Here is a 15306-nt window from a genome sequence, read left to right on the forward strand (position 1 = left end):
GATCTCGACGCGCATGGGGTTCTCTTCACTCCGGGGTTCTCGTGCYCGCGGCGGCCCCCGCCGCGAGCACGAGAACCCCGGAGTGAAGAGAACCCCATGCGCGTCGAGATCTGGTCGGACATCGCCTGCCCCTGGTGCTACATAGGCAAGGCCCGCTTCGAGAAGGGGCTCGCCGCCTTCGCGCACCGCGAGCACGTCGAGGTCGTGCACCGGTCCTTCGAGCTGGACCCGGGCAGGCCCCGGGGCGAGGTCGCCCCCGTCGTCGACATGCTGGCGAAGAAGTACGGCCGGACCCGTGAGGAGGCGCTGGCCATGGAGGAGCACGTCGCCTCCAACGCCCGCGCCGAAGGACTCGGCTACCGCACCGAGGGCCGCGACCACGGCAACACGTTCGACATCCACCGTCTGCTGCACCTGGCGAAGGCCCGCGGCCGCCAGGACGCGCTGCTTGACCTCGCCTACCGGGCGAACTTCGCCGAGGAGCGGTCCGTCTTCGACGCCGCCGTGCTCGCCCGCCTGGGCGTCGAGGCCGGTCTCGACGAGGCCGAGGTGAACGCGGTGCTCGCCGACCCGTCGGCGTACGCGGACGACGTCCGGGCGGACGAGAGCGAGGCGGCCGGCCTGGGCGCGACGGGCGTGCCGTTCTTCGTGCTCGACCGCCGCTACGGACTCTCCGGCGGCCAGCCCGCCGAGGTCTTCACCCAGGCCCTGGAACAGGCGTGGAAGGACCGCGCCCCCGAACCGTCCGCCGCGGCGGACGCGGGCGTCTGCGGCCCGGACGGCTCCTGCGAGATCCCCGCCTGACCACCGGGGCGGGCCGGCCACCTGCCCGCCCCCCCGGGGCCGCCGGGCCCTTCGCGAGCCCGGAAGCGGGAGACCGCGGAAGCGGGAGGACCCGCGCCGGGCCGGCACGGGATCGTGCTGACACCGTGTGGAGCACGCCCTCCGGCACGGGGCGGAAACCGCCCCGGGCCGGAGGGAACAAGCCCGGGGGACGCCGTGGCCGGCGCCCCCGGGAGCCGCGTCAGAACAGGCTGGAGTAGGTGTTCCAGCCGGGACCGAGCTTCACCCTGGGCTTGAAGTTGCCCCTGCCGTCGGCGTCGTAGCGGTACATCGTGCCGTCGGAGGCCCGCGCGAGCAGGTCGGCGCGGCCGTCGCCGGTCATGTCCGACACCACGGCGAACCTGCCGAACTGCCCCCAGCCGGAGCCGATGAGCTTCTTCGCCCGGAACGGCGCCGACGAGACGCCGGTGCCCTCGTAGAGGTAGAGCCTGCCGTCCCTGGCGCGGGCGATCAGATCGCCGCGGCCGTCGCCGCTGATGTCACCGGCGCCGGTGAGGACGTTGAACTGGCCCCAGCCGGAACCGACCCTGAGCTTGGACGCGAAGCCGGTGCCGTTGCCGTTTCCGCGGTGGAGGAACAGCTCGCCCGCCGAGTTGCGGGTCACCAGGTCGCCCTTGCCGTCGCCGGAGAGGTCGCCCGCGCCGAGGACGGTGTCGAACTGGCCCCAGCCGCCACCGAGGTCGTACGGCGCGTTGTCGATGTCGTAGTTGTACAGGTGGCCGTTGTAGATCTGGAGCAGGTCGGCGTAGCTGTCGTCGTTCAGCGAGGACGCGACGGTGATCTTCGCGCCCTTCCAGCCGCCGGTGTCGCTGATCTTCTGACGCGGGGCGAGCGTTCCGTTGTTCCGGTCGTAGTACCACCACAGGGTGCCGGAGCCGTCGACACCGAACACCTCGTTCTTGCCCCACGCCGGGATGTTGCCGGCGTTCGCGAACTGGTTGCGGAAGTGCCAGTCGGAGCCGAACTTGGTGCGCGGCAGGAACTTCCCGGTGCCCGTGGAGACGTAGGTGTACAGGTCGCCGTTGGCGGCACGGGCCATCAGTTCGGCGTTGCCGTCCTCGGTGAAGTCGTCGAGGCTGAACAGCGTGTTGAAGATCTGCCAGCCGTCGCCGACCTTGACCCGGGCCTCGAAGGGACGGGAGGCGTTCCCCGTCCCGCTGTAGAAGAACAGCTCACCGGCGGGGGTGCGGGCGAAGAGGTCCGCGATGCCGTCGTTGTTGACGTCGTTCACGCCGGCCAGCTGGTCGTACTGGGCCCAGCCGCCGCCGATGCCGGCCTTGGACGCAAGCGGCGCGGAGGCGCCGGGGGTGGCGCGGTAGAGGAACAGCTCGCCGGCGTGGTTGCGGGCGAGGACGTCGCCGACGCCGTCACCGGTCAGGTCGCCGGGCGAGAACACCTTGTTGAACTGCTGCCACCCCGTGCCCGACCAGTAGGCGCTCGGGTAGGTGGTGTCGTTCGCGAAGGCGGTGAGCCGGCCGGTGGACGACAGGGTGAAGTGCACCGGACCGTCCGACCGCAGCCCGGCCACCGAGAAGATGTCCTTGTGGACGTGAGCGGACGTGCCGTCGTAGGGGTCGTGCAGACCGAGCACGGACGGGTTGTTGCCGTCGAACGTGTGCACCCAGACGCTGCCGTCCAGGCCCTGGGAGATCAGGTCGGACCAGCCGTCGCCGTTCACGTCGCTGCGCGGGGCGGCGAGGGGCGCGCCCTCGTCCTGGGCGCTGATCGCGCCGCGCTTCGCAGGGCTGCGCTTCAGCGTGCTGGTGGGCTGCTGCTCGCCGGCGCCGGGTACGGGCCGCTCCACGGAGGGCAGCGGCACCGGGGCGTCGTCGGCGTGCGCGGCGGGAGCGGCGAGCAGCATGCCCGCCGCGAGCGCCAGGGCGGTGCAGGCGGCCACGCGGGTGCGGCCGCCGGAGAATCTGTTCGGGCCGGCCGCGGGGCGGCCGGTTTCCATGGACGTCAAGGTCCCCCCTCGGGAATGTGCACGGCACGGCCGCGTCCGGGGCGCCGCGGGAGCGGCCGCCGGCGGGCGTGCGGTGGTGAGCACTGGTGTAGACATGCCGGCCGCCCCGAGGGATGTACGGAGAAGACGATCAATTCACGAACCGTCGTCGACCGGGGCCGTGCCGGCACTCGGGCGTCCGGGTCACGCGGGCGCGGTCGGTGGCGTGGCCGCTGCGTCCAGGGCGCGGACGAAGGCGATGCCGGCCCGCCCGCCGAGCACCACGGGCCCGGTGGGGGTGAAGCCGGTCCGGGTCAGGACCGTCAGGGACGCGCGGTTGTCCTCGGTGGTGGCGGCCCGCAGTTCGGTGAGCCCGTAGACGTCCGCCGCCCGTGCGCAGACCTCCCGCACGGCGGCGGTCGCGAGCCCGCGCCCGGCCGCCTCCTCGGCGATCCGGTAGCCGAGTTCGGCACCGCCGTCCGCGACGTCGACGAGGTTGACGCGCCCGACGACGCGGCCGTCCTCGACGAGGACGTGGAAGTGGCACAGGCCGGCCTCCTGTTCGGCCAGGAGCGCGGCGTGACGCTCCTCGAACCGGGTGAAGTACGCGTCGCCGCGGTCCGGTATCGACGCGGCGAACCAGGAGCGGTTGAGCAGTTCGAAGCGGAGCAGGGCGGCGGCGTGATCGGCGCGCAGGCGCTCGAGGACGGGAGCGGGCATGCGGGCACCCTATGGGCCGCGCCCCGCGCGGTGCACCGCGATTGACCCCGGGCCCGTGGCGGCGGAGGGTGTGCGCATGGAGAGCACACAGAGCGGGACGGGTCCGCACCCCCTGGCGGCCGCCGAGTTCGCGCCGTCGTCGACGTACCTGAACACCTCCGTGTGCGGCCTGCTGCCCCGCCGGTCGGTCCGGGCCGTGAACGCTCTCGCCCAGGAGCTCGCCGACGGCAGACGGGGCGGCTCGGGGGAGTGGGACGAGGTGGAGGCGGTCCGCGCGTCCTTCGCCCGGATCGCCGGGGTCGACGCGTCCCGGGTGGCCCTCGGCGGGTCCGTGTCGGTGCACGTCGGGCTGATCGCCGCGGCCATGCCGCCCGGTGCGGAGATCCTCTTCCCGGAGGGGGAGTACGCGTCGGTCATCACCCCGTTCACCGTCCGCGGCGACCTGCAACTGCGCTACGCGCCGCTGGAGAAGCTGGCCGAGGCCGTGCGCCCGCGCACCGCGCTGGTGGCCCTGTCGTCGGTGCAGTCCGCCGACGGCCGCGTCGCCGACCTCGCCGCGGTGCGCGCGGCCGCGGCCGCGCACGGGGCCAGGACCCTGCTGGACGCCAGCCAGTCGGCGGGGTGGCTGCCGTTGCGGGCGGGGGAGTGGGACTACACGGTGACGGGCGGGTTCAAGTTCCTGCTGTGCCCGCGGGGGGTCTCGTTCCTGACGGTCTCCGCGGGGGCGCAGGAGACGCTGCCGCCGGTGCACGCGGGCACCTTCGCGGCCGAGCGGCTGTGGGAGACCGCGTACGGGCCGATCGGTGAACTCGCGTACTCGGCCCGCCGCTACGACGAGCCGCCGGCCTTCCTCGCGTACCACGCCGCACGGCAGTCGCTCGGCCTGGTCGAGGAGGTGGGGGTGGCCGCGCTGCACGCCCACGCCCTTGCGCTGGCCGGCCGGTTCCGTGCGGGCCTGGCGAGCCTGGGCCGGGAGGCGGTCTCCGACACGTCGGCGGTGGTCGCGGTTCCCGGGCTCGGGGACGGCACGGCCACGGCGCTGGCCGCTGACGGGATCGTGGTCTCGGTGCGGGCGGGGCGGCTGCGGGCGGCCTTCCACCTGTACAACTCGGCGGCGGACGTGGACCGCCTGCTGGACCGCCTCACGCCCTGAACCGCCTGCGCGCGCCGCGCCACAGGCCGGTCCGGTGTCCGTCACCCGTTCCGCGGCACAGGCCCGCCCGGCGGCCGGTCACCCGTGCCGGTCCACCCGGCCCGCGCCCCGAGCCGCCCCTGCGTTCCGCGGCGCTGCCGCGCGCCCGGCCGCCCGTCAGACGCGCTGGGCGTCGCCGCCCGCGAGGCCCCGGGCCTCGGGGCAGTCGGCCGTCTCCGTGCAGAGGTTGCCCTCGACCTTGGCCAGCAGGCGGGCGAGTTCGTGCCGCTCGTCCGGGTCGAGACCGGCGAGGGTGCGCTCCTCCAGCTGCGTCCAGGCGTTCGACACGTCGGTGAGCAGGGCGCAGCTGCGTTCGGTCGCCTCGACCATGACCGCCCGGCGGTCGGAGGCGTCCGGGCAGCGGCTGACGTGGCCGGTCTGTTCGAGGCGCTGGAGCATCTTGGTCACGGTCGACGGGTCGAGCCCGACTTCCTTGATCAGCTCGGACTGGCGCACCGGGCCCGCCCCCCACAGCCGCATCATCAGGAATTCCTGGCCCGGGTAGAGGTCGAGGGCCTTCAGCAGCTTGCCGGCCGCGATGCGGTGGAGCCGGGCGACGCGGGACAGGGCGTGGCTGACCGGGCCGCCGCGGGCGGCGAGGGGCAGCGTCTCCGTACAGGCGGGGTCTGCCTGCGTCTCGGGCGCGGCGGTCATGGTGCCTCCTGAGCCGCGGGCCGAGGGCCTGCGGCGCTGTTCTGCCGGGGGAGCCGGGGGCGGTCGGGCCCCCTCGGTCCTGCTCGTCCGGATCCTGGCGGGTGCGCGGCACCGGACGGAAGACCTTCGTTCATGATGCTGCCACACAGTTTAGCTTGGTCGGCCAATGAACGGTGTGTACAGTGTCTCCCGAGCCAATTGATTGGCCGACCACATAACCGTTTGGGGAACGCTCATGACCACCGCATTCGACCCGGTCCTGCTCGGCGGCAAGCGCCTCGCCAACCGCATCGCCCTGGCGCCGATGACCCGCAGCCGCGCCTACGGTCCCGGCCTGACGCCGACGCCGTCCGTCGTCGAGTACTACCGGCAGCGGGCGAGCGCCGGCCTGATCGTCACCGAGGGCATCCAGCCCTCCGTGGTGGGCCAGGGCTACCCGGACACCCCCGGGCTGCACAGCCGTGAGCAGATCGCGGCCTGGCGCGAGGTCACCGACGCCGTGCACGCCGAGGGCGGCACGATCTTCGCGCAGCTGATGCACGCCGGCCGGATCGGCCACCCCGTGCTGCTGCCCGACGGCCTCACCCCCGTGAGCGCCTCCCCGGTCGCCGCGAAGGGCCAGGTCTACACGCACGACGGCCCGTTCGACTTCGTGACCCCCGTGGAACTGGACGCCGACGCCATCCGCGCCACCGTCGCGGACTTCGCCGCCGCGGCCCGGGCAGCCGTCGAGGCCGGCTTCGACGGCGTCGAACTGCACGGGGCCAACGGCTACCTGATCCACCAGTTCCTCGCGCCCAACACCAACCTGCGCACCGACGAGTGGGGCGGCAGCGACGAGAACCGCATCCGCTTCGCCGTCGAGGTGGTGCGCGCCGTGGTGGACGAGATCGGCGCCGAGCGCACCGCCCTGCGCGTCTCGCCGGGCAACCCGTACAACGACATCGACGAGCCGGAGCCGGACGCCGTCTACACCACCCTCGCGCAGCGGCTGGAGCCGCTGGGTCTGGCGTATCTGCACATCATCGAGTCGGTGCCCGGCCAGCGTGAACTGGTGAACACGCTGCGCAAGCTGTTCTCCGGCACGGTGGTCCTCAACGCGCTCAGCGACGGCCCCACCGGGCCCGAGGCGCTCGCCCTGATCGAGGACGGCACCGCCGACCTGATCTCCTACGGGGCGCTCTTCCTCGCCAACCCCGACCTCCCGGCCCGGCTCGCGGCCGGCGGCCCGTACAACACCCCCGACCCGGCCACGTTCTTCGGGGGCGACGACAAGGGCTTCACCGACTACCCGGCCCTCGTCTGACCGGCCCGTCCGATCGGTCCGGGTCCGTCCGGTCCGCATCCCGTCGTTCCGTCCGCGCACCCGCCGCGGCCCGGCCGCGGCTCACGGGCACACGCACGAGCGGGGCCGGCCTCCGAAGGGGGAAGGAGGCCGGCCCCGCTCGTGCGCCCCCGCGGGGCCGTCGCCACCGGGGGTGCGCCGGGCCGTCAGCGCACCGGGGTGAAGTCGCGGGCGCCGATGAAGTCGGGCCGCGGCACCGGTGCGGCGAACGGATCCACCGCGGTGTTCTCCACGCTGTTGAACACGATGAACACGTTGCTGCGCGGATACGGGGTGATGTTGTCGCCCGAGCCGTGCATCGCGTTGCAGTCGAACCAGGTCGCCGACCCCGCCCGGCCGGTGAAGAGCCGGATGCCGTGGGCGTCGGCGAAGCCGGTCAGCGCCTCGTCCGACGGCGTGCCCGCGTCCTGCATCTGGAGCGACTTCTTGTAGTTGTCCTTGGGCGTCTCACCGGCACAGCCCAGGAACGTCTTGTGGGAACCCGGCATGATCATCAGACCGCCGTTGGTGTCCCGGTTCTCGGTCAGGGCGATCGAGACGGACACGGTCCGCATGTTCGGCAGCCCGTCCTCGGCGTGCCAGGTCTCGAAGTCCGAGTGCCAGTAGAAGCCCGAGGCGCCGAAGCCCGGCTTCACGTTGATGCGCGACTGGTGCACGTACACGTCGGAGCCGAGGATCTGCCGGGCCCTGCCCACCACCCGCTCGTCGCGCACCAGCGCCGCGAAGACCTCGCTCAGCCGGTGGACCTCGAACACCGACCGCACGTCCTGGGACGTGGGCTCGATGATCGAGCGCTCGTCGGCCCGGACCGCCGGGTCGGCGATCAGCCGGTCCAGCTCGGCCCGGTAGAGGGCGACCTCGTCGTCGCCGATGAGCTGGTCGACGGTGAGGAAGCCGTCGCGCTCGAAGCCCGTCAGGTCGGCGGTGGTGATCGGCCCCGGCGTGCCCGGCGCGGACCACACGACCGGGTCCTGGCGCGGGGTGGTCACCTCGGTGGCGCCTCGGGTGGGATACAGATCGGTACGTGCGGGTGCGGTGGTCATGGTCAGCCCTCCTCCGTCAGCAGCGGGTACACACCGTTCTCGTCATGGTCCTCCCGTCCGGTCACGGGCGGGTTGAAGACGCAGACACAGCGGAAGTCGGTCTTCGGGCGCAGCGTGTGCTTCTCGTGCCCGTTCAGCAGGTACATGGTCCCGGGCTCGATCCAGTGCGTCTCGCCGGTCTCGTCGTCGGTGAGCTCGGCCTCGCCCTCGACGCACAGCACGGCCTCGATGTGGTTCGCGTACCACATCGACGTCTCGGTGCCCGCGTAGAGGATGGTCTCGTGCAGGGAGAAGCCGACCTTCTCCTTGGCGAGCACGATGCGCTTGCTCTCCCAGGTGCCGGACGCGGACCTCACATGGCGGTCGGTGTTCTCGATGTCCTTGAACGATCGGACGATCACGGTGGTTCGGTACCTCTCTGTGGTGTGCGGTCAGGCGGTCTCGCGGACGGCGCGCGCCAGGATGCGCAGGCCCTCGTCCAGTTCGTCGGCGGACACGGTCAGCGGCGGCAGCAGCTTGACGACCTCGCTCTCCGGGCCGGACGTCTCCAGCAGCAGCCCCAGCTCGAAGGCGCGGGCGCAGACCTTCCCGGCGCGCGCCTTGTCGTCGAACTCCATGCCCCAGACCAGTCCGCGGCCGCGGAAGCTCACGCCCTCGCCGCCGAACTCGTCGACGACCGACAGCAGCGCCCGCTCGACCTGCTCGCCGCGGGCGAGGGTCTGCTTCTCCATCTGGCCGTCGGCCCAGTAGGTGGTGAGCGCGGCGGCGGCCGTCACGAAGGCCGGGTTGTTGCCGCGGAAGGTGCCGTTGTGCTCGCCGGGCTCCCAGATGTCGAGCTCGGGCCGGAACAGGCAGAGCGACATGGGCAGTCCGTAACCGCTGATCGACTTCGACAGCGTGACGATGTCCGGCGTGATGCCCGCCTCCTCGAAGGAGAAGAAGGCGCCGGTGCGGCCGCAGCCCATCTGGATGTCGTCCACGATCAGCAGCATGTCCTGCCGCTCGCACAGCTCCTTCAGCGCGCGCAGCCACTCGGGCCGGGCGACGTTGATGCCGCCCTCGCCCTGGACCGTCTCCACGATCACGGCGGCGGGCTTGTTGAGGCCGGAACCCTGGTCCTCCAGCAGCCGCTCGAACCACAGGAAGTCCGGGACCTGGCCGTCGAAGTAGTTGTCGAACGGCATCGGGGTGCCGTGCACCAGCGGGATGCCGGCGCCCGCCCGCTTGAAGGCGTTGCCCGTGACGGCGAGCGAGCCGAGCGACATGCCGTGGAAGGCGTTGGTGAACGAGACGATCGACTCGCGCTGCTTCACCTTGCGGGCCAGCTTCAGCGCGGCCTCCACCGCGTTGGTGCCCGTCGGCCCCGGGAACATGACCTTGTAGGGCAGGTCGCGGGGGCGCAGGACGATGTTCTCGAACGACTCCAGGAAGGCGCGCTTGGCGGCGGTCGCCATGTCGAGGCCGTGGGTGATGCCGTCGCGCTCGATGTAGTCGATGAGGGCGCGTTTGAGGACCGGGTTGTTGTGGCCGTAGTTGAGCGAGCCGGCGCCGGCGAAGAAGTCGAGGTAGGTGTGGCCGTCCTCGTCGTGGAGGTAGCTGCCCTGCGCGCGGTCGAACACGGCGGGCCAGCCGCGGCAGTAGCTGCGGACCTCGGACTCGAGGGTCTGGAACACACTCAGGGCGGGCGGGGTGATGGTCACAGAAGTCTCCATGGGTGGGGGGTCAGGCGGCGATCGGACCGATGCGGTACAGCACTTCCGGCTGGTGCGTCCCCTCGGGGAACAGCTCGCCGTCGAAGAGGACTTCGCGGCTCAGGGGCGCGTCGTGGCGCTGTGCGTAGGAGGTGAACAACCGGTCGGACGCCGTGTTGTCCGGCGTGATGGTCGTCTCGATCTCACGGACCCCGCGTCCTTGGGCGACCTTGGCCGTCAGGGCGTCGAGCAGGATGCCGGCCAGACCCCGGCCGCGGTGCGCCTTGTCGACGGCCACCTGCCAGACGACGAGCGCCTCCGGGCGGTCGGGTCGTACGTAGCCGGTGACGAAGGCGATCGGTTCACCTCCCGGGCCGCGCGCCACGACGGAGGTGGCGGCGAAGTCACGGCACCACAGCAGATAGCTGTACGAGGAGTTGAGGTCCAGGACCTCCGAGTCGCGGGCGATGCGCCAGATCGCGGCTCCGTCCTCCACTCGCGGGGTGCCGATCTCCAGAGGCTCCGTGGACTCCATCGGTCCAGGGAATTCGTCTCGGGCTCGTACAAGGTCTTCCTGTGCGGCGGTCATGTGAATTGAATTTACCGAGCAAATTTCAAAATTGCATCGCCTGCAGGGGTTGGGCGACGGAGCGATCCGTGTTATCGCGCGGGCGCGGGCCTCGCGCGGGCCACTGGGAAATCCCCCATGTTTGTGGGGATATAACCGGGCGAAGCGAACTCTGTGTGGTGTCCATCACACCTTGGACCGTCCCGGTGACGGTCCCGGATTGCCTTCGAAACGATAGGGATCGAGGCGTTTAGGGCCCATGATCGGGGGCAGCAGAGTGTGGGGAGATATTCACCCGAATTTGCTCTGCGCGTTTATCGGCAACGCTCTGTGAATTTGCTCGCCGCGCCTTTCGGTGTGCCTTCGGCACGCGTTACCGGGGGCTTTGCGCGCGGGCCTGCGAAGCCGCCGCGCGAAAAGCCCCCGGAGGTGTCACCAGGCTTCGCCGGCGGCCCGCCGGGCGCCTTCCAGGTCCACCTCGCGGCCGTGCGCCGCCAGGGCCGCGCCCAGCGCCGCGAGAGACGACTGCACCGCGCCGCGGGTCGCGTCCACGCCGTAGTGGTTGACCCGGATCATCTCCTTCGCCAGCGCCCCTCCGCCCGCGATCAGCGGCAGCGCGGGATCGGCCGCGAGGGCCGCCGACACGAGGTCCCGGGCGTCGACGCCCTCCGGGGCCCGCAGCGTCGTGGCCACCGGCGCCGCCTCCCGCGCCTCGTGCACGTACGGGGTCAGTCCGCCGCCGAGGGCGGTCGCGCCCGCCCTGGTGGCCGCGGCGGCCGACGCGTGCCGTGCCGTCACGGCGTCCAGCCCCTCCGACTCGATCCGCTCCAGGCACGCCTCCAGCGCCAGCATCTCCAACTGGGCCGGAGCGTGCAGCAGCGCCTTGCGGCCGCCGTCGATCCAGCGCTCCTTCCAGTCCAGGAGCGAGAGGTACGAACTGCGCGGCGCGTCCGGGTTGGCGGCCATCCGCTCCCATGCGCGGGCGCTCACCGACACCGCGGAGACCCCGGCGGGGCCGCCCATCGCCTTCTGCGCCCCGATCACGCACAGGTCGACGCCCCAGGCATCGGGCAGCAGCGGTTCGGCGGCCACCGAGGCCACCGCGTCCAGCATGAACAGCGCGCCGTGGTCCCGCACCGCCTCGCCGATCTCCGCGACCGGGTTGGTGTTGCCCGTGGCGGCCTCCGCGTGCACCAGGGAGACGAAGTCGATCTCCGGGGTGGCGGCCAGCGCCTCGGCCACCATGCCGGCGGTGACCGCGGTGTGGAACGGGACCTCCAGGTCCACCACCCGGGCCCCGCAGGCGCGTAGCCAGTTGCCGAAGGTCTGCCCGTACGGGCCGGTGACCACGTTCAGCGCCGTGGAGCCGCGCCGCGCGCCGCCGCGGATGCAGCCCTCCAGCGGGAGGAGCGCCTCGCCCTGCGTGATCACCACGTCCTGCTCGGTGTCCAGCAGGGCCGCGACCCTGCGCTCGATGGCGGCGAAACGGGCTGCGGTCAGCGGGGCCAGGTCCAGCAGGGGGTGCGTCACGGCGTCGCTCGGCTCTCTCGGTCGTCCGGTCGGTGTTCGGTCTCGCGACCGAGCGTACCGAGCGCCTCGTACAGTGCCTGACATGAGCGATCACACGGTGCTGCACGTGAAGGGGCGGGTGCTCGTCGGGCCCGACGAGGCGCGCGACGAACTGTGGGTGGTGGACGGCCGGATCACCTACGACCGCCCCCGCGCCGAGGCGGTCACCGTCCAGGGATGGGCGCTGCCCGGGCTGGTCGACGCGCACTGCCACGTCGGACTCGACCGGCACGGTCCGGTCGACGCCGCCACCAGCGAGAAGCAGGCGCTCACGGACCGCGAGGCGGGCACCCTGCTGATCCGCGACGCGGGCTCCCCGTCCGACACCCGCTGGATCGACGACCGCGAGGACCTGCCGCGCATCATCAGGGCGGGCCGGCACATCGCCCGCACCCGCCGCTACATCCGCAACTACGCCCACGAGATCGAGCCCGGCGAACTCGTCGCGTACGTCGGCCGGGAGGCCCGGCGCGGTGACGGCTGGGTCAAGCTCGTCGGCGACTGGATCGACCGGGAGGCGGGCGACCTGACCGCCTGCTGGCCCGCCGGCGCCGTGCGCGAGGCCATCGCCGAGGCACACCGGCTCGGCGCCCGGGTGACCGCGCACTGCTTCGCCGAGGACTCGCTGCGCGACCTGGTCGAGGCCGGCATCGACTGCGTCGAGCACGCCACGGGCCTCACCGACGACACCATCCCGCTCTTCGCGGAGCGGGGCGTCGCCATCGTCCCCACCCTGGTCAACATCGCCACGTTCCCGGACCTCGCGGCGGGCGGCGAGGAGAAGTTCCCGCGCTGGTCCGCCCATATGCGCAGGCTGCACGCGCGCCGGTACGACACCGTGCGCAACGCCTACGACGCGGGTGTGCCGGTCTTCGTGGGCACCGACGCGGGCGGGTCGCTGGCGCACGGCCTGGTGGCGGACGAGGTCGCCGAACTCGTCACGGCCGGCATCCCGGCCGTCCGGGCGCTCTCCGCGACCACCTGGGGCGCCAGGAAGTGGATGGGCCGCCCGGGGCTGGAGGAGGGCGCCCCGGCGGACCTGGTCGTCTACGGCGAGGATCCGCGGGCGGACGTGCGGGCGCTGGCGGCGCCGCGGCGGATCGTGCTCCGGGGCCGCGTCGTCGGCTGACCGCCCGCAGGACGGGAGGCCGCAGCGCCCGCGGCACCGTGTTGACCGGCCGTGACCCCGTGCGCGCCACCGTCGTTGAAGCACCTTCCGCGTGCGCCCGCCCCGACGACCGGCGCACGGCCTCGCAGGGGTGACGGACGGGGGCGGAGGGAACGCGCGTGCCACTGGAATCGAATAGGGACGCGGAAACCCCACGTTAGGGTGAACTCACGTCAGGTGTCTGTCGGTTCACTCTCCGTGCGTAAGGATTCGGTTGTCTTCGCCGCCCGCCCACGTGTCCCCGTGGGCGGCCGCGGCACCGTGTCTCCCGTGGGGGTTCCACCACCGTGAACAGCAACACCTTCCGTACGTCCGCCCGCGTGCCCGCGCGCCGGCTCGCGGCGGCGACGGCCGCCGCCGCGCTGATCGCCGGACCGCTCGCCCTCGCCGCGCCCGCGCACGCCACCGGCGGCAAGGGCCGGGCGGGCGCGGTCGTGCTCCGTACGGGCCTGGACGTGGCCCTGCTCGACAAGACGGTCCACGTCCCCCTGAAGGCCACGCTGAACGAGGTGCAGGCCCCGGCCGGCGCGGAGAAGACCGCGCTCAGCGTGACCCTGGACGGGGTCGACAAGGGGCGGCCCGTCCAGGTGCTGCGCGCCGACGTGGCCACCGCGAAGGCGTCCGTCGAGGGCCGCAGGGCCGAGGCGTCCAGCAAGCTCGTCAAGGCGCGGGTCCATGTCCCCGGACTCCCGCTGCTGTCCGTGATCGAGGTCGAGCAGGTCACCTCGAAGGCGGTGTGCGAGGCGGGCGAGCAGCCCGTGGCCACCTCGAACCTGCTCGGGCACGTGAAGGTGCTCGGCAAGAAGGTGACGCTCGGCGCCGCCGGTCCCACCGTCGTCGAGGTGCCCGCCGTCGGCACGGTCTCCCTCGAACTGTCCACGACCCGCACCACCTCGACCACGGCCGCCGCCGCGGCCCTGAAGCTCGACGTCTCGGTCGACCCGCTGAACCTCAACGTCGCCGAGGTCACCGGCGGGATCACGCTCGCCGAGGCGACCTGCACCTCGCCCGCCGGGGCGGTCGCGCCCGAGGAGCCGGCCGAGCCGCAGGAGCCGGAGGAGGCCGCGCCCCCGGCCGAGGAACCCGAGCAGCCCGGCCGGGACATCGCGGCGCAGTCCGCCGAGGAGCCCGAGGCGAACCTGGCCGCGACCGGCGGCAGTTCGGCGACGCCCTACATCGCGGGCGGCGCGGGCCTGCTGCTGACCGCGGGCGCCGCGGCGATCGTCGTCACCCGCCGCCGCTCGCGCGCCGAGGGCTGACGGACCGCACGCGCCCGGTGCMCGKGCACCGGGCGCGTGCCGGGGCGGCCGTCCCGCCTCCGCCGGGCCCCACCGAGGGGGAGGGGCCCGGCCCGCGAGCGCGAGGCCGCCCCGGGAGTGCGGCGCGGCGTGAGGTGGCCCCTGCCCGCGCCGCGCCGCACCCCCGGCGGCGTCAGCCGACCGCGGTCAGCGCCTGGTCCAGGGCCAGCAGGAAACGATTCGTCGTGGCCCGGTCGCGCACCGCCAGCCGCAGCCACTCGTCGTCCAGCCCGGGAAACGTGTCCCCGCGCCGGGCGGCGAACCCGAGCGACCGCAGCCGCTCGCGCACCTGGCCGGCCCGCCGCACCCGGATCAGCACGAACGGCCCCGCCGCCTCCTGGACCGCCCGTACCTCCTCGAACTCCGCGAGCCCCGCCAGCAGATGGGCCCGGTCCGCCGCCGTCCGCACGGCGGCCTCCTCCGCCTCCGCCAGCGCGCCGGCCTCCATGCACGCCTGCGCGGCGACCAGCGCGGGTGTGGACACCGGCCACAGCGGCTGCGCCCGCTCCAGCGCCGCGATCGTGCCCGGCTCGGCCAGCACGTACCCGACCCGCAGCCCCGCGAGGCCCCAGGTCTTGGTGAGGCTGCGCAGGACGACCAGGCCCGGCACGTCGGTGCGGTCGGCGAGCGCCTCCGGCTCCCCGGGGGCCGCGTCCATGAACGCCTCGTCCACGACCAGGTACCGCCCGGGCCGGGCGAGCGAGGCGATCGCCGCGGCGGGGTGCAGGACCGAGGTGGGATTGGTCGGGTTCCCGACGACGACCAGGTCCGCCTCCTCGGGGACGGCGTCCGGTTCGAGCCGGAAACCGTTCTCCTCGCGCAGCAGGACACGGCCCACCTCGTGGCCGGCGTCCCGCAGCGCGGCCTCCGGCTCGGTGAACTGCGGGTGCACGACCACGGGCCGGCGGACCCGCAGCGCGCGGGCGATCAGGACGAACGCCTCGGCCGCGCCCGCCGTCAGCAGGACCCGGTCCTCGGGCAGCCCGTGCCGGCGGGCCACGGCGGCACGGGCCGCCCGCCCGTCGGGGTACGCCGCGAGCGAGCCCATGGCGTCGGCGATGCGCTCCCGCAGCCAGGGGGGCGGGGTGCCGGTGCGGACGTTGACGGCGAGGTCGACCAGCCCCGGCGCCCCGTCACGCACTTCGGCGTCCCCGTGGTGCCGCAGGTCGTGGCCGCCCGGCGGCGGGCCGGACTGCCCGGCGCGGTCGTGGTGGTCAGCGCGCGTGTACATGGCCGCCGCCGTGCAGGGTGACAGGAGGACGGAACACGGATC

General features: G+C 73.2%; 14 protein-coding genes. 5 read left to right on the forward strand and 9 right to left on the reverse strand.

The features are described from left to right. Positions 1–96 precede the first annotated feature (96 nt). A complete protein-coding gene (locus EAO77_RS24495; protein ID WP_147990443.1) occupies positions 97–804 on the forward strand; it encodes a DsbA family oxidoreductase in 708 nt (235 codons plus the stop codon). Positions 805–1024: 220 nt separating this feature from the next. Here the strand turns inward: EAO77_RS24495 and EAO77_RS24500 are convergent, their stop codons facing one another. After that, positions 1025–2797 (reverse strand): FG-GAP-like repeat-containing protein, encoded by a 1773-nt coding sequence (locus EAO77_RS24500; RefSeq protein WP_261994126.1) that lies wholly within the window; start codon positions 2795–2797, stop codon positions 1025–1027. Between the two features lie 192 nt (positions 2798–2989). Then, entirely contained in the window at positions 2990–3505 is a 516-nt protein-coding gene (locus tag EAO77_RS24505; protein WP_147990445.1) for a GNAT family N-acetyltransferase, read from the reverse strand. A gap of 76 nt (positions 3506–3581) precedes the next feature. Here EAO77_RS24505 and EAO77_RS24510 point away from each other — a divergent pair, with 76 nt between their 5' ends. Next, positions 3582–4658 carry an aminotransferase class V-fold PLP-dependent enzyme gene (locus tag EAO77_RS24510; RefSeq protein ID WP_147990446.1) on the forward strand — a complete coding sequence of 359 codons (1077 nt, stop codon included), beginning with the start codon at positions 3582–3584 and terminating at the stop codon, positions 4656–4658. Between the two features lie 156 nt (positions 4659–4814). Here the strand turns inward: EAO77_RS24510 and EAO77_RS24515 are convergent, their stop codons facing one another. Beyond that, complete coding sequence (locus EAO77_RS24515; RefSeq protein ID WP_147990447.1) at positions 4815–5351, reverse strand: MarR family winged helix-turn-helix transcriptional regulator; 537 nt, start codon at positions 5349–5351, stop codon at positions 4815–4817. Between the two features lie 235 nt (positions 5352–5586). Between EAO77_RS24515 and EAO77_RS24520 the strand changes: the two genes are divergently transcribed. Then, complete coding sequence (locus EAO77_RS24520; protein WP_147990448.1) at positions 5587–6657, forward strand: alkene reductase; 1071 nt, start codon at positions 5587–5589, stop codon at positions 6655–6657. 185 nt (positions 6658–6842) lie between these two features. Here the strand turns inward: EAO77_RS24520 and thpD are convergent, their stop codons facing one another. From thpD to EAO77_RS24545, 5 genes are all read right to left on the reverse strand, one after another. Beyond that, a complete protein-coding gene (gene thpD / locus EAO77_RS24525; protein WP_147990449.1) occupies positions 6843–7739 on the reverse strand; it encodes an ectoine hydroxylase in 897 nt (298 codons plus the stop codon). 2 nt (positions 7740–7741) lie between these two features. Then, complete coding sequence (locus tag EAO77_RS24530) at positions 7742–8140, reverse strand: ectoine synthase (protein WP_147990450.1); 399 nt, start codon at positions 8138–8140, stop codon at positions 7742–7744. Between the two features lie 30 nt (positions 8141–8170). Continuing rightward, a complete protein-coding gene (ectB, locus tag EAO77_RS24535) occupies positions 8171–9439 on the reverse strand; it encodes a diaminobutyrate--2-oxoglutarate transaminase (RefSeq protein WP_147991009.1) in 1269 nt (422 codons plus the stop codon). Positions 9440–9461: 22 nt separating this feature from the next. Beyond that, positions 9462–10019, reverse strand: a complete 558-nt coding sequence (gene ectA, locus EAO77_RS24540) for a diaminobutyrate acetyltransferase (protein ID WP_187283391.1) — start codon at positions 10017–10019, stop codon at positions 9462–9464. 411 nt (positions 10020–10430) lie between these two features. Then, a complete protein-coding gene (locus tag EAO77_RS24545) occupies positions 10431–11528 on the reverse strand; it encodes a pyridoxal-phosphate-dependent aminotransferase family protein (protein ID WP_147990451.1) in 1098 nt (365 codons plus the stop codon). A gap of 82 nt (positions 11529–11610) precedes the next feature. On the opposite strand from EAO77_RS24545, the gene EAO77_RS24550 reads away from it, so the two are divergent. Both EAO77_RS24550 and EAO77_RS24555 read left to right on the forward strand, forming a co-directional pair. After that, positions 11611–12696, forward strand: a complete 1086-nt coding sequence (locus EAO77_RS24550) for an amidohydrolase family protein (protein ID WP_147990452.1) — start codon at positions 11611–11613, stop codon at positions 12694–12696. A 326-nt stretch (positions 12697–13022) separates the two neighbouring features. Then, on the forward strand, positions 13023–13994 hold the full coding sequence (locus EAO77_RS24555; RefSeq protein ID WP_147990453.1) for an SCO1860 family LAETG-anchored protein: 972 nt from the start codon (positions 13023–13025) through the stop codon (positions 13992–13994). Between the two features lie 172 nt (positions 13995–14166). Here EAO77_RS24555 and cobC read toward each other — a convergent pair whose 3' ends face one another. Next, positions 14167–15264 (reverse strand): Rv2231c family pyridoxal phosphate-dependent protein CobC, encoded by a 1098-nt coding sequence (cobC, locus tag EAO77_RS24560; RefSeq protein ID WP_261994127.1) that lies wholly within the window; start codon positions 15262–15264, stop codon positions 14167–14169. Positions 15265–15306: the final 42 nt, after the last annotated feature.

Source organism: Streptomyces sp. T39, from assembly GCF_008042045.1.
In the GTDB taxonomy this organism is placed as follows: Bacteria; Actinomycetota; Actinomycetes; order Streptomycetales; family Streptomycetaceae; genus Streptomyces.

Coding starts and splice junctions, on each gene's coding strand:
- EAO77_RS24495 (WP_147990443.1), top strand. CDS start 97: ATGCGCGTCGAGATCTGGTCGGACATCGCCTGCCCCTGGTGCTACATA.
- EAO77_RS24500 (WP_261994126.1), bottom strand. CDS start 2,797: ATGGAAACCGGCCGCCCCGCGGCCGGCCCGAACAGATTCTCCGGCGGC.
- EAO77_RS24505 (WP_147990445.1), bottom strand. CDS start 3,505: ATGCCCGCTCCCGTCCTCGAGCGCCTGCGCGCCGATCACGCCGCCGCC.
- EAO77_RS24510 (WP_147990446.1), top strand. CDS start 3,582: ATGGAGAGCACACAGAGCGGGACGGGTCCGCACCCCCTGGCGGCCGCC.
- EAO77_RS24515 (WP_147990447.1), bottom strand. CDS start 5,351: ATGACCGCCGCGCCCGAGACGCAGGCAGACCCCGCCTGTACGGAGACG.
- EAO77_RS24520 (WP_147990448.1), top strand. CDS start 5,587: ATGACCACCGCATTCGACCCGGTCCTGCTCGGCGGCAAGCGCCTCGCC.
- thpD (WP_147990449.1), bottom strand. CDS start 7,739: ATGACCACCGCACCCGCACGTACCGATCTGTATCCCACCCGAGGCGCC.
- ectA (WP_187283391.1), bottom strand. CDS start 10,019: ATGACCGCCGCACAGGAAGACCTTGTACGAGCCCGAGACGAATTCCCT.
- EAO77_RS24550 (WP_147990452.1), top strand. CDS start 11,611: ATGAGCGATCACACGGTGCTGCACGTGAAGGGGCGGGTGCTCGTCGGG.
- cobC (WP_261994127.1), bottom strand. CDS start 15,264: ATGTACACGCGCGCTGACCACCACGACCGCGCCGGGCAGTCCGGCCCG.